Annotated in this window: 13 protein-coding genes; 8 read left to right on the forward strand and 5 right to left on the reverse strand. The window is 69.7% G+C overall.

Annotation, left to right across the window (positions count from 1 at the left end; genetic code table 11):
• Positions 1-150 precede the first annotated feature (150 nt).
• Together FHW12_RS03430 and FHW12_RS03435 are read right to left on the reverse strand one after the other, a co-directional pair.
• Entirely contained in the window at positions 151-633 is a 483-nt protein-coding gene (locus FHW12_RS03430) for a DUF1249 domain-containing protein (protein ID WP_182529579.1), read from the reverse strand.
• 131 nt (positions 634-764) lie between these two features.
• Positions 765-2,189: a hypothetical protein gene (locus FHW12_RS03435; protein ID WP_182529580.1), complete on the reverse strand. Its 1,425-nt coding sequence runs from the start codon at positions 2,187-2,189 to the stop codon at positions 765-767.
• A 243-nt stretch (positions 2,190-2,432) separates the two neighbouring features.
• On the opposite strand from FHW12_RS03435, the gene FHW12_RS03440 reads away from it, so the two are divergent.
• The 5 genes from FHW12_RS03440 to FHW12_RS03460 are packed head-to-tail and all read left to right on the forward strand — an operon-like array spanning position 2,433 to position 9,022.
• Positions 2,433-3,311 carry a DUF6689 family protein gene (locus FHW12_RS03440; RefSeq protein WP_182529581.1) on the forward strand — a complete coding sequence of 293 codons (879 nt, stop codon included), beginning with the start codon at positions 2,433-2,435 and terminating at the stop codon, positions 3,309-3,311.
• Between the two features lie 8 nt (positions 3,312-3,319).
• Complete coding sequence (locus FHW12_RS03445; RefSeq protein ID WP_182529582.1) at positions 3,320-4,246, forward strand: FHA domain-containing protein; 927 nt, start codon at positions 3,320-3,322, stop codon at positions 4,244-4,246.
• Complete coding sequence (locus tag FHW12_RS03450; protein ID WP_182529583.1) at positions 4,243-7,587, forward strand: serine/threonine-protein kinase; 3,345 nt, start codon at positions 4,243-4,245, stop codon at positions 7,585-7,587. The genes FHW12_RS03445 and FHW12_RS03450 overlap by 4 nt, the downstream gene beginning before the upstream one ends.
• Before the next feature lie 50 nt (positions 7,588-7,637).
• Positions 7,638-8,381, forward strand: a complete 744-nt coding sequence (locus FHW12_RS03455; protein WP_259392809.1) for a sensor histidine kinase — start codon at positions 7,638-7,640, stop codon at positions 8,379-8,381.
• Entirely contained in the window at positions 8,378-9,022 is a 645-nt protein-coding gene (locus FHW12_RS03460) for a response regulator (RefSeq protein WP_182529584.1), read from the forward strand. Before FHW12_RS03455 ends, FHW12_RS03460 begins: the two co-directional genes overlap by 4 nt.
• Positions 9,023-9,032: 10 nt before the next feature.
• Here FHW12_RS03460 and FHW12_RS03465 read toward each other — a convergent pair whose 3' ends face one another.
• From FHW12_RS03465 to ppsR, 3 genes are all read right to left on the reverse strand, one after another.
• Positions 9,033-10,274, reverse strand: coding sequence for an FG-GAP repeat protein (locus FHW12_RS03465; RefSeq protein WP_182529585.1), 1,242 nt, complete (start codon positions 10,272-10,274; stop codon positions 9,033-9,035).
• Positions 10,275-10,373: 99 nt separating this feature from the next.
• Positions 10,374-12,755 carry a S8 family serine peptidase gene (locus FHW12_RS03470; protein WP_182529586.1) on the reverse strand — a complete coding sequence of 794 codons (2,382 nt, stop codon included), beginning with the start codon at positions 12,753-12,755 and terminating at the stop codon, positions 10,374-10,376.
• Between the two features lie 82 nt (positions 12,756-12,837).
• The gene (gene ppsR, locus FHW12_RS03475) at positions 12,838-13,653 is read right to left on the reverse strand and encodes a posphoenolpyruvate synthetase regulatory kinase/phosphorylase PpsR (protein WP_182529587.1); all 816 of its coding nucleotides are present in this window, start codon (positions 13,651-13,653) and stop codon (positions 12,838-12,840) included.
• 182 nt (positions 13,654-13,835) lie between these two features.
• On the opposite strand from ppsR, the gene ppsA reads away from it, so the two are divergent.
• The 3 genes from ppsA (at position 13,836) to FHW12_RS03490 (ending at position 19,367) form a co-directional block, all read left to right on the forward strand.
• A complete protein-coding gene (gene ppsA, locus FHW12_RS03480) occupies positions 13,836-16,208 on the forward strand; it encodes a phosphoenolpyruvate synthase (protein ID WP_182529588.1) in 2,373 nt (790 codons plus the stop codon).
• An 80-nt stretch (positions 16,209-16,288) separates the two neighbouring features.
• Positions 16,289-18,481 carry a VIT domain-containing protein gene (locus FHW12_RS03485; protein WP_182529589.1) on the forward strand — a complete coding sequence of 731 codons (2,193 nt, stop codon included), beginning with the start codon at positions 16,289-16,291 and terminating at the stop codon, positions 18,479-18,481.
• A complete protein-coding gene (locus tag FHW12_RS03490) occupies positions 18,465-19,367 on the forward strand; it encodes a hypothetical protein (protein WP_182529590.1) in 903 nt (300 codons plus the stop codon). The genes FHW12_RS03485 and FHW12_RS03490 overlap by 17 nt, the downstream gene beginning before the upstream one ends.
• The last annotated feature ends 192 nt before the right edge of the window (positions 19,368-19,559 follow it).

Below are 19,559 nucleotides of genomic sequence, written 5' to 3' on the forward strand. Positions count from 1 at the left end.
GCTGGACCGGAACCGCATCCGCGGTTCCGGCCTCGCGACAACCAGGACAACCCCTCGCTTCGAAGCCCGCGATCAGGCGCGCGATGAGTCGACTCCGGCAACCGTAGCCTTCCTGTACGGTGCGCGCACGAAACGCGCGACGGGCGTCGCTCAGGCGTCGGCGACGAACGGTAGTGTCGCCGGCTCCAGCGTGCCGATCGAATGCCCCTGCTCGGCAAGGTATTCGAGCCAGCGGTTGAGGAAGGAGCTCATTCGCACGCGGCGCTGGAACACGCTGCGCGCGGGCTGCAGCGGACCGATCGCGCGGACCAGACGCCGGTCCGCACGGCAATCGAGCACCTCGGCCATGTGCGCGTCGTGGTACATGCGCAACTGCGCGGACGGCGCGTGCTCGCCCGTTTCGCGGTCGACGAAACAATAGGTCAGGTGCAGGTCGAGCGTGTAGCGATGGCGCTCGAGCACGTCCAGGCGCACGTCGAGGCCGTCGTCGAGCGACGAGCGGTAGCTGCCGATCGCGAGGTCCTGCGGTCCGAACAGGCGCGCGAGCCGATGGTAGTTCTCCGAATACAGCCCCATCAGCCACGAGAAGCGGCTCGGCAGCAGCGATTGCGGTCGTTCGAGTACGGCGGACATGGACCCATCATAGGCGGGGCAACGAGGCGCGCACAGACTTATGCGGCCGGCTGCGGGACGGGTAAGATGGGGTTCCCCGCCGAAAGTGCAACGAGGGCGCCAGGCGCCCTCGTTGCCTTGCCAGGGTTCGTTCAGTGCCGGCCGCGGCCGCGACCACCGCCACTACCGTGATCGTCGCCGGGCGGATCGTCGTTGCCGCCGCCACCGTGGTCGTCGCCCGGCGGATCGTCGTTGCCGCCACCACCGTGGTCGTCGCCCGGCGGATCGTCGTTGCCGCCACCACCGTGGTCGTCCCCGGGCGGATCGTCGTTGCCGCCGCCACCGTGATCGTCGCCCGGCGGATCGTCGTTGCCGCCCCCACCGTGGTCGTCCCCGGGCGGGTCGTCGTTGCCGTTGCCGTGGCCGATGCTGTTGGTCGGCACGCTCGGGAACGTGCCGGACAGGACGATCGAGGCGTCCGCCACGATCGCGATCGACTGCCCGCGCGGGTCGAAATCGAGATCGGCGTGTCCGGGTTCGGGGGGATCGCGGAATTCGATCTCGCCCTCGGTGCCGCCTTCCACGGCGACGACGTCGATTGCACCCTGCTCGGCACCATTCACGAGCAACGTGTAACGGCCCGGGGCGAAGTCTTCGAGTTCGACCGAGAATTCGCTGCGTCCGCGCCCATCGTCGAGCACCGCGCGCATCTGCGGACCGTCGTTCGCCGCTTCGAGTTCGAGCACGTACCGCTCGAGCGTACCGCCCGGATTCGCGTCGTCGTCGCGTGTGCCACCGGCGAACGTGCGGCTGAGGAATACCGTCGAGCCCTGCACGACTTCGACGAGCTGCGCGCGCGGATCGAAGTCGAGCAGCAGCTTGCCCGGTTCGACCGGACTGCGGAATTCCGCTTCGGCGAACGTGCCGATCGAGGCCGCGACGACATTCAGCGTCGCGCGCTCGGTGCCGGCCACGCGCAGCGAATATGCGCCTGCAGGAAGGTCTTCCACTTGCACCTTGAAATCGGAGCGGTCGCCACGGTCCTCGAAGCGCGCCTTGCCGCTCGCCGCGGGCACGACGCCGGTGTTGCCGAGGAACTGCACGATGCGCACGTCGTTCGAGGCGACGTGGTCGTCCGACAGGCCGCCCGTGCACGCGTCGGTAGACGACGCGGAAGCACGCACGATGCTCGAAGCCGCCGTGCGCTGCCGACTGTCGTCCGGCTGGAACGCGAGGGTGCCATGGCCACAATCGTCGAATGAAGCGGTGACCTTGCCCCAATGGACGGTCGGCGAAACCGACGCGACGCTGGCGTCGAGTACGGCGACATTGCCCTTGATCGGCCCTTGCGCCTTGATCCACAAGGGCTTGCCTGCCGCGTCCCGGGTGAACCAGTACGCGTGCAATTCGGGGCCGGTGGTGCCCGCGACGACCTCGGCACCGAGGCCGCGCGCAGGCTGCGCCGCGTCGACCCATAGACCGGAGAACGCGCGCGTGATCGTGAGCGCATCGACCGGAGCGGAGAACGCGACGGCGAGCGTGACCGCCGCGGCGAGTGTGGTGTATCGAGCGGACATGAGGGCCTCCATCGGTGGCCGTGCGCTGCCGTTTGCAGCATGGCCATCGTCGTCGCAGCCGGACGCGCCGCTCAATGAGCGGTTTCACCCACGCGACGCCGCGACGCACCCCCAATGCAACGCTACACGACGAGGCTCGTGGGTGGTTCCACCCAGCCCGCGCGGGTGTCTTCGCCCAAGCGCGGAGATTCGGCCTGCGTGGCTATCGACGCTGCCGGGCAACTGCATTAACGTGCGTCCATCGTGGACATCATCCGCACGCTCGCCGCCCGCTTTCCGCGCTTCGCGCGCACCGCTTGCGCGTGTGCGCTCGCCGTGGGCGCGACGTCCGCCCATGCGGGCAGCGTGGTCGTCACGATCATCGATGGCCGCAAGGCCCACGCCGACATCAGCCTGCCCGCCCCGGGCGGCGGCAGCTACACGGCCGAGTTCGAAATCGAATTCGAGAATCCGCAGAACCTCACCGTCGCCTGCCTCGGCCTCGACGCGGACGTGCTCGATGCGGGCGAAATCGCCGACGTCGAAAGCCGCATGCCCGCGGTCGGCAACCAGGTCGTCGACACCGCCTTCCCGGTACGCGTGACGGTCGAGCCGCCTTCGGGCTGTGGCCTGCAGTTCGACGACGAAGTGCACGTCGAGTACCACACCGTCGATCTCGCCTACGCGCCGTTCTCGCCGTATCGCCTCATGAAGGCACCGGTCGGGCTCGCGTTCCACGACGTCACCGGCGCCGTCGCTTCGGGCAGCGTACGCGCGCGCGGCAGCGGCGGCAGCTTCTCGGAGTTCGTGATCGTGAAGACGCTCGTGCAGGACTACGCGGGCGATGCCGGCGACGGCTACGACGCGCTCGAGGCGCGCCTCGACGATCCCGCGATCGGCCTGTCGGCACAGCTCACGCTGCAGGCCGACCTGGCCGTCAGCCGCGCCGCGTTCGACGCCGCGAACTACGCGCAGGCGATCGCCCATCTGGACGATCTCGACCTGCATTGCGCCGCGCTCGGCGGCCCTGCCTTGCCGAATGTCTGGCGCTCCGCGCGCGACCTCGCCAACGCCGAAGGCGAACTCGTCACGCTCAGCGGCAACGTCAAGTTCGCGCTCGGACGCCTCGACGGCGTTCCCTGAGGCGCGCGATGCCTGCGAAACTGAGCATCCACCTCCCTGGCCAGGCGGCCGCCGTGCGCGTCCTGGCCGACGACCGCGAATTCGTGCTCGGCCGCGACGCGGGCGTCGACGTGCACATCGAGCATGATTCGGTATCGCGCCGTCACGCGCGCCTGCGCAGCGGCGTGCGGGGCTGGCACATCGCCGACCTCGGTTCGAAGAACGGCACGCGCGTCGAAGGCGTGAAGGCGAGCGAGGCCATGCTGCCGGACAACGCGTGGTTCGCGCTCGGCGACGTCTTCTGCGAATTCGAGCGGATCGACGCCGCCGCCGAGGCGCGGCTGGAAGCGCGCGCCGCCGAGCGGCGCAGCTCGTCGCTCGCCTGGGCCGCGCGGCTGGAACGGCGCGCGCAGTCGACCGCGCGCCTGATCGGCGACCTCCTGCGAGGCATCGTCGACATCGCCGAGTGCGAACGCGGATTCCTGCTCGCCTACGACGCCGACCGCGCGCTCGTGCTGCGCGCGTGCTACGCGTTCCGCCCGGAGGAGATCGACGGTCGCACGTTCTCCGGCAGTCGCAGCGCCGTCGACCGCGCCCTGCTGTACCGCAAACCGGTGTTTTCGTCCGATCCGCACGTGCGCGCGTGGCTCGGCGAGCAGCCGAGCGTCGTCGCGCAGGGCCTGCGCGCGATCGCCTGCCTGCCGATGCAGTACCGCGGCGACGTGCTCGGCATCGCCTACGCGGACACGAACGACGAGGCGAAGGTGTTCACCGAACTCGATGCCGAGTTGCTCGGTGCGTACGTCGATCGCGCGGCGACCGCGCTCGCGCTCGCCGACCTCGACGTCGCGCTCGACGGGCTGTCCACGCTGCTGGCCGTCGACGGTACGACGGTGAGCGAGATCGGCGTGGCGCCGCACTGGTCGTCTTCGCCGCCGAGGGAGGCTCGCGCATGACGTCGCCGGGCCGCACGTTCGAAGCCGGCAACGTCGCGGCGAGCGCTACCGTGACCGGCTTGATCGCCTCGGCGGATTTCTCGCCCGGGCAACTCGTCGGCGGTCGCTTCCGCATCGTACGCCTGCTCGGCATGGGCGGAATGGGCGTGGTCTACCAGGCACGCGACGTCGAACTCGACGTCGATGTCGCGCTGAAACTCCTGCGACCGGAGTTCGCGAGCCGGCCGGATGCGTTCGAGCGCTTCCGCCAGGAGTTGCTGCTCGCGCGCCAGGTATCGAGCCCCCACGTCGTGCGCATCCACGACCTCGTCAAGCACGGCGAACTCTGGCTCATCAGCATGGATTACGTCGCGGGGCGTTCGCTCGAGAAACTGCTCGACGTGGAAGGTGCACTCGCGCCGGCCGACGCACTTCGCATCACGCGGCAGGTCGCGCTCGGCCTCGCCGCCGCGCATCACCGGCACGTCGTGCATCGCGACCTCAAGCCCGCGAACGTCCTCATCAACGAGAAGGGCGACGCCGCGATCACGGACTTCGGCGTCGCGCGTTCGGCCGGCAGCACCGGCATCACCGGCAGCGGCGTGATCATCGGCACGCCCGAGTACCTGTCGCCGGAGCAGGCCCGCGCCGAAGTGATCGACGGCCGCAGCGACCTGTATGCGCTCGGCCTGATCCTGTTCGAGATGTTGACGGGCACGTTGCCGTTCCGCGGCGGCACGCCCGCGGAGATGCTCGCGCAGCGCATCGTGCGCGATCCACCGTCGGTGTCGTCGCTCAAGCCGGGCTTGCCTGCGTTCGTCGTGCGCTTGTGCGCGAAGCTGCTCGAACTGCGGCCCGCGCGCCGTTTCCAGAGCGCGGACGAGGTCGTACGCGCGATCGATCACAAGCGCGTTCCGGGACTCGGGCGGGCGCGCCGCCGCATGCTCGCCGCGTGCACCGCCGCGCTGCTGCTCGGTGCGACGACGGTGGCGATCGTCCACTGGAACGCCCGGCCGGCATCCACATCGACCGCGCAACCCGCATCCGCGCCGCTCGATCTCGCCGTGCTGCCGCTCGTGGTCGAAGGCGGCGACGCGAACGACCGCGATCTCGCAGCGGGTGTTGCCCGCCACCTCGCGGACGCGCTCGTGGGCCTGCCCGGCCGGCACGACGCGGACTACGACCGCGTGCGCCGCGCACTCGTCGAGCTGCGCTTCGATGCCGCGACCGCCTCCCGACACGTGGCACGCGTGAGCGAAGCCCTCGGCGCACGCCGTCTTCTCGTCGGAGACCTCCGGCGCGACGCCTCGGGCATCACGGTCTCGCTCGCCGTCCGCGACACCACGTCGGAACAACCGCAATGGAGTCGCAGCGTGCACGCCACGGACGACGACGCCCTGCCGGCACGGCTGGCCGGGCTGCAGGCTGCCCTGCTCGCCCATCTCGGCGCCCCGCCCGCGGCTGCGGAATGGCCGGCCGCATCGACGCTGCTCGCACTCGGGCGCATGCAGGACGCCACGCCCGCACCGGAGGCGTTCGACGCTGCCTTGCGCACGGTCGCCGACGCCGACGACATATCGCTCTGGTGGTCGCTACTGCAACGACTCGATCGCGACGGCCGCGTCGCCGACGCGAACACGGTCGCGCGACGCATCGCCGACCTCGGCACCGCGAATGATTCGATCGCTGCGCGCCGTTTGCGCGCATACGCGCAGGTCGTGACCGGTGATCCGCAAAGCGCATCGACCACGCTCGCCCGTCTGCATTCGACTACCCCGGACGACGCGGTCGTCGCGCTCCTGCTGGCGCGCGCGAAGGCCGACCTCGGCGACTACGACGAGGCATTGAAATTGCTCGAACCCATCGTCGCGAGCGATCCGCGCGACATCGACGCCTGGTACGCGCTCGGCAAGTACGCGATCCAGGCCGGCGACGCCAAGCGCGCCGTCGACGACTACCTCGTGCGCGCGCAGGTGCTCGCCAATCGCCTCGACGATCGGCGCATGCGCGCCGACGTCAGCAACGCGCTCGGCATCGGCTATCGCCGCCTCGGCCAGCTGACGCTCGCCGCCGAGCAACTCGCGCACGCCGAACAGTTGCGCAGTGATCTGGGCGACCTGCGCGGCCAGGCCGCGACATTGCGCAACCTCGCGACCGTGCGTTCGATCCAGGGCGACTTCGCCGGCGCGCGCGCGGCGCTCGACAAGGCCGGCGCGATCATCCGCCCGCTCGGCGACAGCGGTGCGATGGCCGACCTCGCCAACGACTCGGGCCTGCTGTTCGAGGAGCAAGGCAACTACCGCGAGGCGCTCGAGGCTTACCGACGCGCGCTCAACCTGCGCCAGTCCGGCGGCGATCCGCAACGGATCGGAGAGAGTCAGGTCAATGTCGGCTTCATCTACTACCAGATCGGCGAGTTCGACAACGCTCAAACCTATTCGGAACAGGCGATGGCGACCTACGCGAAGGTCGACGACCGCACCGGCACCGTCCACGCGCAGCAGAACCTCGGCATGATCGAGGTCGCGCGCGGCGACTGGAAGGCCGCTCGCGCCGCGCAGGAAGCGAGCCTGCGCACGGCCGAAGAACTTCAGATGGCCGAGGAAGGAACGATCAGCCACGCCGCGCTCGCCGAGCTCGACCAGCTCGAGGGCGACGGCAAGGCCGCGCTCGAACACGCCGCGCGTGCGCTCGCCGACTTCGAGAAGCGCGGTGACGTGCGCGGCGCCACCGAGATGAAACTGTTGGGCGCCACGACCCACGCGGCGCTCGGCGACTGGGCGGGCGCGGCGCAATCGATCGACGGACTCGACCCGACGAAGGTCGAGAACGGCGAACAGGCGAGCGCGCTGTCGGCACGCCGCGGAGAGATCGCGCTCGCCGGCGGCGACGCGGTGGCTGCACTCGCCGGGGCGGATGCCGCGATCGCGCGCGCGCAGGAAACTCACGCGCTCGCCGCCGAACTCGGCGCGCGCCTGCTGCGCGCACGCGCGCTCGCGAAACTCGGTCGCGGTGCGGATGCGGTCCATGAACTGGCCGAGGCACGCGCCGGCGTCGCGCGCTACGCGAGCGTGCCGCTGCGCCTGCGGCTCGCAGAGGTGGAACTCGAACTCGGCGGCAACGACGACGCGACGACGTGGCGCGAGGCCCGCGCCCTGCTCGCGCGCCTGCCGGCCTACGGACGGGCCTTCGCGATCCACGCGTTCGCCGCACGGCGCCTGGGCGGCGCGACAGCCGACGAGGCGCGCCGCGAAGCGCGCACGACCTATGCACGCGTACTCGCCCACGCTCCCCTGGCCAACCACGAGACGCTCGCCGCACTCGCGCAAACACTGGCCATCGAACCCGGGGCTGCCCGATGAACGACCGTTCGCGCCGGGCGCCTCCCCTTTTCGACGCGCCGGCGGCCGACATGCGCGAATTGCTCTCGCGCATGCGCGAGCAACAGGAGCACCTGTTTTCCCAACTGCAGTCGAGCGAACAGCACTTCCGCCAGCTCGCGCGCTCGGTCTGGCGCGTGCAGGAGGACGAGCGCCGCCGCCTCGCGCGCGACCTCCACGACGGCATCGGCCAGCACCTGACCGCATTGCGCCATCGTCTGGACGCCCTCGCGCGCGAGCACGGTGGCGCGGACAGTGCGCCACTGCGCGAGGCGATCGCCCTGTGCGAGATCGCGGTGGAGGAAACCCGCGCGATGTCGCGCCTGCTGCGCCCGCAGATCCTCGACGACATCGGCCTCGACGCCGCGTTGCGCTGGCTTGCGCGACAGACCGCGAGCGATGCCTGCGCGATCGAGGTCGACGTCGGGCCGCTGCCGGAACTCGACGAGAGCCTGGCGACCCTCGTGTTCCGCGTCGCGCAGGAGGCGCTAACCAATGCGCACAAGCACGCGCGCGCGCGCAACGTCGTGCTGCGCCTCGCCGTGCGAGGCAATCGCCTGCAACTGCTCGTCGTCGACGACGGCATCGGATGCGACGTCGACGCCGCGCTCGACAAGTCGCGCAACGGCGACAGCACCGGCCTGGCCAGCATCGGCGAGCGCGTGCGCCTGTTCGGGGGCGACCTCGCGCTGTCGTCACGCGCCGGCGAAGGCTTCCAGTTGCGCGTGATGTTGCCGATCTCCGAAGCCGTGGTCGCCGAAGGTACGTCCACATGAAGACGATCCGCGTGCTCGTCGCCGACGACCACACGATCCTGCGCGAGGGCCTCGTCGCGCTCATCGACGCGAGCGGCGACTGCCAGGTCGTCGCGCAGGCATCGGACGGGATCGAAACCGTCGAGCTCGCGCTGCGTCTTCGCCCCGACGTGATCGTGCTCGACATCTCGATGCCGAGGCTCAACGGCATCGAGGTCGTGCGGCGGCTGTCGCGCGAACTCGAATCCGCGCGCATCCTCGTGTTGACGATGCATGCCGAGGAGGAGTACGTGCTCCACGTCGTGCGCGCCGGCGCATCGGGCTTCCTGCTCAAGGACAGCGCGACGGGCGAACTGCTCAAGGCGGTACGCTCGCTCGCCGCGGGACGCGGCTATTTCGGCACGCACGCATCCGCGGTGCTCGCGCGGCAGGTGCAAAGCCCAGGCAACGTGCTGGCCGATCCCTATCGCGACCTCACGACGCGCGAGCGCGAAGTGTTCCACCTGATCGCCGAAGGTCTCACCACGAAGGAGATCGCGCGCCAGCTCGGCACGTCGACGAAGACTGCGGAAAACCATCGCTTCCGCGTGCTCGACAAGCTCGAGGTACGCAACACCGCGGAGCTCATCCGCTACGCGGTGAGACACCGCCTGCTCGACTGAAGCTCGCGGCCTACTCGCAAGCGAGCGCGAGCGCCGACAGCTCGAATCCGTCGCTGAACAGGACGTCGGTCGAGTCGAAACGGTAGACGGCGCCGCTGTGGTCGTCGCCGGCGGCGTAGCCGGGGGCGGCCGTCGCGAGGCGGGCACCGTCGATCGCGACCGACCAGCCGGCCAGCGTCTCGGGCAATGGCGCAGCGAGGTCGGCGTCGGTCGTGGCGAACCATGATGCCGCGGAACCCGTGGTGCGATAGAGCACGGCACGCCCGCAGGCACCGAACGCGTACGGCGCACCGACGAGCAATCGGCTCGCGTTGATCGCGACCGACCAGCCGAAACGATCGCCGGAAACGCCGATCGGCGCGACGATGCGGGCGCGTTCGCTCCACGTGCTGCCGGAGCGTTCGAAGACGTGCGCGGCACCCGCGCGTGATTGCGCCATCGGCGCGCCGATGACCATCCGATCGCCCTTCATTGCGACCGCGAAGCCGAACGAATCGCCGTCCGCGAGGGAGGCAGGCACCAGCTTCGCCTGCTGCGACCAGGCCGCACCACCGCCGGTGAACACGTAGGCCGCCCCACGCGCGAAGCTCCCGGCCGTCGCACCCGGGGCGAGGGGCGCACCGGCCACGATGGTGCCGGCGTCGAGGGCGACTGAACGCCCGAAGGCGTCGCCCGCATGCGCATCGGCAGGCGTCAGGCGCGCGGTCTGGTTCCAGGCCGTTCCCGTCCGCGTGAATACGTAGACGGCACCCGCACGCGTGCCGGCGCGGTCGGCGCCGACGACGAGCGTGTCCGAGGCCAGTGCGAGCGCGATGCCGAAATGCTCGCCCACGGCCCCCGCAGGCGCGATGCGCGCCTGCTGCAGCCAGTTGCCCGCGACACGCACGTACACGTAGACCGCGCCCGGCGAAGCACCGGTCGCGGCGATCGCGAGCGTGTCGCCCGACATCGCCACCGCGGCACCGAAACGATCGCCGTCGGCAAGATCGCCCGGGGCGAGACGCTGCGGCGACGTACACGCAATGCCGGAGCAATCGAACACGTACGCCGCGCCACGCGCCGCCGCCTCGCCCGGCGCGCCGCTCGCGACCCGGCCGGCATCGATGGCGACGCCGATGCCTCCCTCGTCGCCGGCTTGCGCCGACGGATTGACGAGCACGTCACGCTCGCTCGCGAGCGCACCCTCGACCGCGGACGCGGCGGCGCCCGCTGCGAGCGCGCACGACAGGATCGCGGACGGGATTCTTCTCATGCCGCCGATTAGCGTCGGTCGGCGAAGCCGAGTCAAGTCGGGGCTGGGTGATTCACCTCAGCGCCGCGACGGAAGGTTCCGTCGCGGCGCCGGCCGCCTTCAGCGGTGGATCGCGATCGGCATGTGCAGCACGGGCTGCACCGCGTTGTCCGGCGTCAGCGTGACGTCGCCGTAGCTCCAGCCCGCCGGCAGCATGGATCCGTCGACCTGGATGCCGAACGAAGCCGTCGCGCCTGCGGCGATCGGCAGGCTCGGTGTCGCGGTCGTGACCGTTCCCGCGGGCAGGCCGGAGAAGGTGATCGTGTAAGTCTGGGCCGTCACGACCGGACTGCGCACCGAGCGCGTGAACGTGCACGTCGTGGCGCAGTTCGCGCTGGTGAATTCGGCGAGGTTCAAGGTCGCGAGCGTGCCGCCGCTGCCGGGATTGGCGGCGAGGAAGTTCGCCGCGGATTCGTCGAGCACGAGACCCGCGAGTGCGGCGTGCGTGAGGTCGACGCGACCGGAACCGAGGTCCCACACGTTCACGCCGCTGCCGTCGGCGCGGATCAGGCCGTCGAGTTTCGCGGTCATGTTGAGCGCTGAACGCACTTCGGTCGGCGTCCAGTCCGGGTGCACCGCGCGCAGCAACGCGGCCGAGCCCGTCGTGTGCGGACTGGACATCGAAGTGCCGTTCTCGAGCGCGGTCGAGTTCGCGCCGCCCGCGGCCGCCGCGTACGAGGCGAGGATGTCGACGCCCGGCGCGGTGATGTTGGGCTTGACGAGGTACTGGCCGTTGTTCGCGAGCGGACCGCGCGAACTGAAGTCGGCGACGACATCGCCGCGCTGCGGGAACGACGACGCCGGCAGCAGCAGCGACGCGGTCGCCTGCGCGGGGTCGGTCTGGATCTGCGTCCACGCCGCATCCCAGTCGGCGCGCAGCATCGACCACGAAGTGGCACTCGCGCCGAGGTTGATGAAGTCGCGGTCGACGAAGATCACGCCGATGGCACCGGCGGCGAGCGCATTCGTGCGCCGCGCGACGCTGCCGCAGTTGCTCGCGTTCTGGTCGAGCGCGAGTACCGCGATCGCGCCGAGTCGTGCCGGCGCGATCGGGCCGTCGAGGCCGTCGGCGAACACGAGGTCGGGGTCGGCCGGTGCTTCCACGGTGAAGGTATCCGCGGCGAACGCGGAGCAGCCGTCGTTGCTGCCGTCGGCGAACGTCGGGCTGCGCACGATCGGCGCCGCGACGATGTCTTCGGTCGGCAGTGGCGGCGCCGCCGGGCGCAGTGGCAGGCCCTGCGTCCCCGGCGGGGGCGTACCCGGGCCGACGAGATCGAAGCGGAATGCGACGACATTGTCCTTGGTCGACGCGGCGACCGTCTCGACCCACGGTTCGACGTGGTTCACCGAACCCGCGACCGGGCCGTCGTTGCCTGCCGAGGCGGCCACGAACACGCCCGCGCCGACCGCGTTGCGGAACGCGATCGACACCGAATCCGCCCACGGACTCACGCCGCCGCTGATCGAGAAGTTGAGCACGTCGGCACCGTCGGCGACGGCCTGGTTGGTCGCTTGCGACGACGCGCTCGAGCTGCAGCCCGTGGTGCAGACCTTGTACGCGATCACGTTCGCGTGCGGCGCGACGCCCGAAACGAGGAACGTGCCGCCGCCGAACGGCGCCTGCCAGTGGTTGCCGACGATCGTGCTCGCGGTGTGCGAGCCGTGGCCGTCGAGATCCTCGCCGCTGCGCGTCGCCGAGGTCGTGGTGAAGTTGTACATGCCGATCAGCTTGTCGTTGCAGCGGCCGGCATCGGCGTTCGGCGGGGTCGGCCCGCACAAGCCGAGGTAGTTGCCGGCACCGTTCGGGTTCACGTGCGCGTAGCCGTCGGTCGGTCCGGTCGCGGCGAACGCCGGGCTTTGCCAGTTGATGCCGGTGTCGAGGTCGGCGACGACGATGCCCTCGCCCTTGGTCGCGACACCGCCGCTCGCAGTGCCGTCCCAGATCGACGGTGCGCCGATGAACGCCGGACCGCGATCCGTGTCGAGCTCGAGCACGCGCTCGCGTTCGACCAGTTCGACGTCGGCTCGTTGCGCGATGCGCGCCGCTTCCGCATCGTCCAGGTCGACGATGATGCCATTGAGCGCATGCTGCATCTTCGCGACGACGTCGAGCGAACGACCGAGCGTGCGCTCGAGGTCGGCGACGAACGTACCCTGGCGCTGCTGCAGGTAGTCGACGTAGGCGAGCGCCGCAGGCGAGCGAAGGTCGGGCCGACCGGCCTTGCGGCCCAGGGCGACGTGCGGCGGCGCGGCGAAGCCGGGCGTGCCGCCGTGGTACGTCGCGACCGGCTCGCCCCGCAGCAGGATCGTGTACGGCACGCGATCGGTGGGCGTGCCATCGGCGCCATGGAGCGGCGCGCAGACAGCGGTCGCGAGCGCGAAGCCGACGGCAGCCGCGAGCGGCCGGAAGCGCGCCCGGTACGGGTGAGCGTCATGACGCATGATGATTCCCCAGGATCGTGGCGCGTTGCGCCGGAACGGCGAGCATAGCCGCCGCGCGCCGCGCGCGCGTGCGACCGTGGACTCAGAACATATGCTTCTCGATGCCGAGTTCGGCGAGGATCTTGCTCGCGATCTCCTCGATCGACGTGTGCGTGGTGTTCTGCACCGGGATCGCGTCGCGGCGGAACAGCTTGTCCGCCTGCTCGAGCTCCCAGCGGCACTGCTTGATCTCCGCGTACTGGCTGCCCGGGCGGCGCGCCTGCCGCACCTGGGCGAGGCGCTGCGGCTCGATCGTCAGGCCGTACAGGCGCGCGCGGTACGGCAGCAGCCGCCTGGGCAGCTCGAGGCGCTCGAGGTCTTCCTCGGTCAGCGGGTAGTTCGCCGCGCGCACGCCGTAGTGCAACGCCATGTACAGGCAGGTCGGCGTCTTGCCGACGCGCGACACGCCGACGAGGATGACGTCGGCGTCGCCATAGTTCACGTCGATGCCGTCGTCGTGGCTGAGCGCGTAGTTGGTCGCGTTGATGCGCGCCTCGTACTCGGTGAAGTCGGTGAGACCATGGGCCTTGCCGACGCGCGGCGAGCGCATCGTGCCGAGTTCCGCCTCGAGCGGCCCGAGGAACGGCGCGAACACGTCGAGCATGAGCGCCCCGCTCTCGGCGACGATGTCGCTGAGCTTCTTGTCCATGATCGTGTTGACGACGATCGGCCGCGCGCCGCTCTGCGCGTAGGCGGTGCGGATGCGCACCGTCGCCGCGCGTGCCTTGTCCTCGCCGTCGACGAACGGGATGCGGTAGGTGTCGAACTCGACCGAGTCGAACTGGGTGAGCACGCTGTGGCCGATCGTTTCGGCGGTGATGCCGGTACCGTCGGAGACGTAGAAGATCGTGCGGCGCATGGGGCTCCCGGGGCGTCCTTCGCGGGCGAGTCTACGGGAAGCGGCCGGCTTTTCCGCGCCAGGCACGCCCGCAGGCCACGGCAGCGGCCGCGTCCCCCCGTTCCGGCTTGCCGGAACCGCGGCAAAGCCCGAAAATTGCGCACTGCCGCAAACCGGCCTTCTCTATCCCACGGAGTAATCCCTTGAGCGACCTGGTCCTTTGGCTCGATGAGCTGCGCATGTCCGATCTCGGCAAGGTCGGCGGCAAGAACGCCTCGCTCGGCGAGATGATCGGCAACCTCGCCAAGCTCGGCGTATCGGTGCCGGGCGGCTTCGCGACGACCGCGCAGGCGTTCCAGTCCTACCTCGAGAAGAGCGGGCTCGCGCGCCGCATCCAGGATCGCCTCGCCACGCTCGACGTCGAGGACGTCGACGCGCTGGTCAAGGCCGGCACCGAGATCCGCGGCTGGATCGTCGACACCGCGCTACCGGCCGACCTCGACCAGGCGATCCGCGACGCCTACGCCAAGCTCTGCAAGGACGCGGGCGCCGCCGACGTGTCGGTCGCGGTGCGCTCGTCGGCGACCGCCGAGGACCTGCCCGACGCGTCGTTCGCGGGCCAGCAGGAAACCTTCCTCAACGTCTCGGGCGTCGAGGACGTGCTGCACAAGGTCAAGGAAGTGTTCGCCTCGCTCTACAACGACCGCGCGATCGCCTACCGCGTGCACCACGGCTTCAAGCACGAGGACGTGTTCCTCTCCGCAGGCGTGCAGCTCATGGTGCGTTCCGACGTCGGCGCGTCCGGCGTGCTGTTCACGCTCGACACCGAGTCGGGCTTCCGCGACGCGGTGTTCGTCACCGCGAGCTACGGCCTCGGCGAGATGGTCGTGCAGGGCGCGGTCAATCCGGACGAGTTCTACGTCTACAAGCCGACCCTCGCGCAGGGCAAGCCGGCGATCCTGCGCCGGCAGATCGGCTCCAAGCAGCAGCAGATGGTCTACTCGAAGAAGCCGGGCGAGCGCGTGACGATCGAGGAGACCTCGCAGGCGGACCGCGCGCGCTTCTGCATCAGCGACGAGGACGTGCACGAGCTCGCGCGCCAGGCGCTGATCATCGAGAAGCACTACGATCGCCCGATGGACATCGAGTGGGGCAAGGACGGCCACACCGGCAAGATCTACATCCTGCAGGCGCGCCCGGAGACGGTGAAGTCGCGCGCACGCGCTACGCAGATCGAACGCTTCCAGCTCAAGTCGCGCGGCAAGGTGCTCGCCGAAGGCCGCTCGATCGGCCAGAAGATCGGCGCCGGCAAGGCGCGCGTGATCCGCTCGATCAAGGACATGAACCGCGTCGAGCCCGGCGACGTGCTGGTCGCCGACATGACCGATCCCGATTGGGAACCGGTGATGAAGCGCGCCGCCGCCATCGTCACCAACCGCGGCGGACGCACCTGCCACGCGGCGATCATCGCGCGCGAACTAGGCGTGCCCGCGGTGGTCGGCACCGGCAACGCGCTCGACGCGATCACCGACGGCCAGGAAGTGACGATCTCGTGCGCCGAGGGCGACACCGGCTTCATCTACGAAGGCCGCCTCGAATTCGACCGCGTCACCGCCGACCTCGGCGCGATGCCGCCGGCGCCGCTGAAGATCATGATGAACGTCGCCAACCCGGAACGCGCGTTCGACTTCGCGATGCTGCCGAACGCGGGCGTCGGCCTCGCCCGTCTCGAGATGATCATCGCGAGCCACATCGCGGTGCATCCGAAGGCGCTGCTCGAATACGACAAGCAGGACGCGGAGACGAAGCGGCAGATCGACGAGCGCAGCGCGGGCTACGCGAGCCCGGTCGATTTCTACGTCGACCGCCTCGCCGAAGGCATCGCGACGATCACCGCGGCGTTCGCGCCGAACCCGGTGATCGTGCGCCTGTCCGACTTCAAGTCGAACGAGTACGCCAACCTCATCGGCGGCAAGCGCTACGAGCCGCACGAGGAAAACCCGATGATCGGCTTCCGCGGCGCGAGTCGCTACGTCGATCCGAGCTTCGCCGACGCGTTCGCGCTCGAGTGCCGCGCGATGAAGAAGGTGCGCGAGACGATGGGCCTCGCCAACGCGTGGGTGATGATCCCGTTCGTGCGCACGCTCGAGGAAGGCCGCAAGGTGATCGAGGTGCTGGAGAAGAACGGCCTCGAGCAGGGCAAGGACGGCCTCAAGATCATCATGATGTGCGAGGTTCCGTCCAACGCATTGCTCGCCGAGGAGTTCCTCGAGATCTTCGACGGCTACTCGATCGGCTCGAACGACCTCACCCAGCTCACGCTCGGCCTCGATCGCGATTCGGGCATCGTCGCCAACTTGTTCGACGAACGCGATCCGGCGGTCAAGAAGCTGCTGTCGATGGCGATCAGGGCCGCGCGCGCGAAGGGCAAGTACGTCGGCATCTGCGGCCAGGGCCCGAGCGACCATCCCGACCTCGCCGAATGGCTGATGGACGAGGGCATCGAATCGGTATCGCTCAATCCCGACACCGTCGTCGACACCTGGCTCAAGCTCGCCAGGCACAAGGCGGGCTGATCTTCGCCGACCGGGCCGGTATCGATACCGGCCCGCCCCGTGCAAGAATCGGCCCCGGTCACCAGGGGAGGGTCGATGCCGTGAAGCACGGATTCGTGAAAGCCGCATTCGCGGCAATGTTCGCCTTGTTCGCTACTTGCAGCACCGTCGGTGCGGCCGAACACGGCGCGCCCTACTTCTCGGTCAATGGCGGCGTCGACCGTCTTCCGCTGCTGCAGTCCACGGCAACGGTCGACATCGTCGGGCCGATCGCCGATGTCACCTTGAAGCAGACCTACGAGAATCGCGGCACGGCGACGATCGAGGCGACCTACGTATTCCCGGTGTCCGACCGCGGCGCGGTTTCCGCGCTGTCCATGCGCATCGGCGACCGCGTGGTGGAAGCGAAGCTGCAGGAACGCGACCAGGCGCGGCAGACGTACGAAACCGCGAAGGAATCGGGTCATACCGCGGCCCTGCTCGAACAACACGACCCGGGCACGTTCGTGATGAACCTCGCGAACATCCTGCCCGGCGATCGCATCGACGTCGAATTGCGCTACAACGAACTGCTGGTGCCGACGCGCGGCGTCTACGAGCTCGAATTGCCCAACACCTTCGGCGTCGAACGCTACGCGCGACCCGGCGATGCGACGGTCGCGACGCCACGCTCCTCCGCACCGGAAGTCACCGACTACGCGTTCGCGGCGAATGTGCGCATTCGCTCCGGCGTGCCGATCGCGTCGGTCGAGAGCCCGTCGCACCACGTCGTCGTCGACCGTCCCGGTGCCGCCGAAGCGACCGTCCGGCTCGCCGACGACGAGGTGAAGGCGTCGACGCGCGATTTCCACCTGCGCTTCTCGCTCGCCGGCAACGAAATCGCCAGCGGCCTTTTGCTCTATCCGGGGCCTGCGGAGAATTTCTTCCTGCTCATGACGCAGCCGCCGCGCTCGCCTGCGCCAGCGACGGTGACGCCGCGCGAGTACATCTTCGTCCTCGACGTGTCCGGCTCCATGTCGGGCGCGCCGATCGATACGGCGAAGGCGCTCATGCAGGAGCTGCTGGCGACGCTGCACCCGCATGACCGCTTCAACCTCGTGCTGTTCGCCGGAGGCTCCGAAGTGCTCGAGCCCAAGGGGTCGCTGCCGGTCGGCGAAGACACCCTCAGGCGCGCGCACGACCTCATCGACAAGACCGGCGCGGGCGGCGGCACCGAGCTGATCCCGGCGCTCGAGACCGCCTACGCGCTGCCGCACGCCGACGGCATGTCGCGCAGCATCGTCGTCCTCACCGATGGCGGGATCGCCGCCGGCGGCGAAGCGTCCCGCCTGATCCGCGCGCACCTCGACGAAGCCAACGTGTTCGCATTCGGCACCGGCGGTGGCGCGGACGTTCCGGTGATGCACATGCTCGCCCGCGCCGGGCTCGGTGAACCGTTCTTCGCTGCCGACGTGCAGCAGGGCGCCGACGAGATCCGGCGCTTCCGCGAATACATCGACCGCCCGCTGCTGACGCACGTGACGGTCGAGTTCCGCGGCTTCGACGCCTACGACGTGATTCCGCAGAAACTGCCCGACCTGTTCGCGGAGCGACCGATCGTGCTGATCGGCAAATACCGCGGCGCAGCGACCGGCGAGATCCATCTCGGTGGAACGAGCGGCACGGGCGCGTACTCGGCCACCGTCCAGGCATCTTCGGGCGAAGCCAGTGCGCGCAACGCACCGCTGCGCACGTTGTGGGCACGCGCCCGCATCGCCGACGAACTCGACGCGCGCGGTTATTACGGCGACGTCGAAGGCGGAGCGAAGCGCGACCTCGTGAAGCTCAGCCTCGACTACGGCATCGTCACGCCGTACACCTCCTTCGTCGCGGTCAGCGAGGAACGCCGCAGCGACGGAACGCCTCCGGTCAAGGTCGCCCAGCCTACGGCGCAACGCGCGACCATGGGCCACGGCGACGCGCTGGCCGACGGCTTGCGCCTCATGGCGGGCCTTCCTGCGGCCAACACTACGGCGCCGAAGGCGGCCGATCTGCGCGACGTCGCGGGCAAGCACTTCCGCCTCGTCGAAGGCGTCTGGACCGACGTCGAACAGGACGCGCAGTGCGTCGTGTTGCGGATCCGTCGCGACAGTCCCGCGTACGCGAAGCTGCTTTCGCTGCGCCCCGACCTCGCAACGTGGTTCGCCCTCGGCGAGCGCGTACTCGTGCGCCTCGGGCGCTACGCGGTGCTCGTCGGCGGCGACGGCTTCGGTGACTATCCGATGCAGACGCTCGTGCGTGCCGCGCGCGGTTGAACGCCTGCTCGGCCTGACGCTCGCGTGGATCCTCGTCCACGCGAGCGTCGCTTGCGCACGACCTTCGGTGACCTTCGTGCTCGGCAGCGATCGCGAAGGCGCGGGCTTCTTCGCGGCGGCCGCCACGTACTACCGCATGCAGGCGGGCGCCGACGACGAAACGATCACCGGCCTGCGCTCGCTCGCCGAGGTGCGCGAGTATCTCGCGCGCGAAGCGGCGCGCGGCGGGGCGCCCTGGGGCACGATCCGCGTCGTCGCCCATGGTTCGGAATGGTACGGCCTGCGCGTGTCGATCTACGCGGGCGACGGCAGCCCGGCGACGTTGACGGCAATGAACGTCGCACATTCGAGCGAAGCATTCCCACCCCTCGATCGCGCCGTCGCCGACGGCGCGACGCAGTTGTTGATCGAGAGTTGCGGCATCGGCAGGCGCCCGCCGCTCGTGCGCGCGATCGCGACACTGCTGTTCGGCGACGAGCCTGCGCCACGCGTCGTGGCGAGCCGCAATTTCGTCGGCTTCAGGGCATGGACCGACACGCAGGATGTCGTGCGCAGCGAACGTTACGAGTTGCCGTATGTCGCGCTCGTCACGCGCGCCACTACGGCCGACTCCGCACGCGTGCGCAGCGTGCTCGAAAGGCGCTGGTTGCGCGAAACCGGTCGCCCGGCGACCGATACGCTGGTCCTGCGCGACCTGCCGGTGGAGGTGCGCTATCGCGCGGAAGCAGGCATGCCGATTCCGTCGATCGCCGAAGCGACCCTGCGCGACATCGGCCTGCATGACGACGACCTGCACTGGACCTACGAGGGCGCAATGCGCGTCGGCCGCGCGCGCATCGCGACGCTGGCGGCCGCCGAGGTCGAACCGATCGCCGCATCGCCCTGAGCACGCCGCGCCGCCGTGGTTCGATGCATATCGACATGACGATCGATCATGTCGGCATGGACGAATGAAAACGTTTTACGTTGCCGCGCAGCATTACTTTCGCCACACGCACTGATAGGGTGCCGCCCGCGCTTGGGTTCAGAGAGGGGCCACAAGCGCGGTTCTGGGGAGAACCGTCGTGTATCGGCAACG

It is taken from the genome of Dokdonella fugitiva, from assembly GCF_014138265.1.
GTDB classification, from domain to species: Bacteria; Pseudomonadota; Gammaproteobacteria; order Xanthomonadales; family Rhodanobacteraceae; genus Dokdonella_A; species Dokdonella_A fugitiva_A.

Bases quoted from the DNA above. Each gene is read 5' to 3' on its own strand.
- FHW12_RS03430 (WP_182529579.1), bottom strand. From the start codon at position 633: ATGTCCGCCGTACTCGAACGACCGCAATCGCTGCTGCCGAGCCGCTTC.
- FHW12_RS03435 (WP_182529580.1), bottom strand. From the start codon at position 2,189: ATGTCCGCTCGATACACCACACTCGCCGCGGCGGTCACGCTCGCCGTC.
- FHW12_RS03445 (WP_182529582.1), top strand. From the start codon at position 3,320: ATGCCTGCGAAACTGAGCATCCACCTCCCTGGCCAGGCGGCCGCCGTG.
- FHW12_RS03450 (WP_182529583.1), top strand. From the start codon at position 4,243: ATGACGTCGCCGGGCCGCACGTTCGAAGCCGGCAACGTCGCGGCGAGC.
- FHW12_RS03455 (WP_259392809.1), top strand. From the start codon at position 7,638: ATGCGCGAATTGCTCTCGCGCATGCGCGAGCAACAGGAGCACCTGTTT.
- FHW12_RS03460 (WP_182529584.1), top strand. From the start codon at position 8,378: ATGAAGACGATCCGCGTGCTCGTCGCCGACGACCACACGATCCTGCGC.
- FHW12_RS03465 (WP_182529585.1), bottom strand. From the start codon at position 10,274: ATGAGAAGAATCCCGTCCGCGATCCTGTCGTGCGCGCTCGCAGCGGGC.
- FHW12_RS03470 (WP_182529586.1), bottom strand. From the start codon at position 12,755: ATGCGTCATGACGCTCACCCGTACCGGGCGCGCTTCCGGCCGCTCGCG.
- ppsR (WP_182529587.1), bottom strand. From the start codon at position 13,653: ATGCGCCGCACGATCTTCTACGTCTCCGACGGTACCGGCATCACCGCC.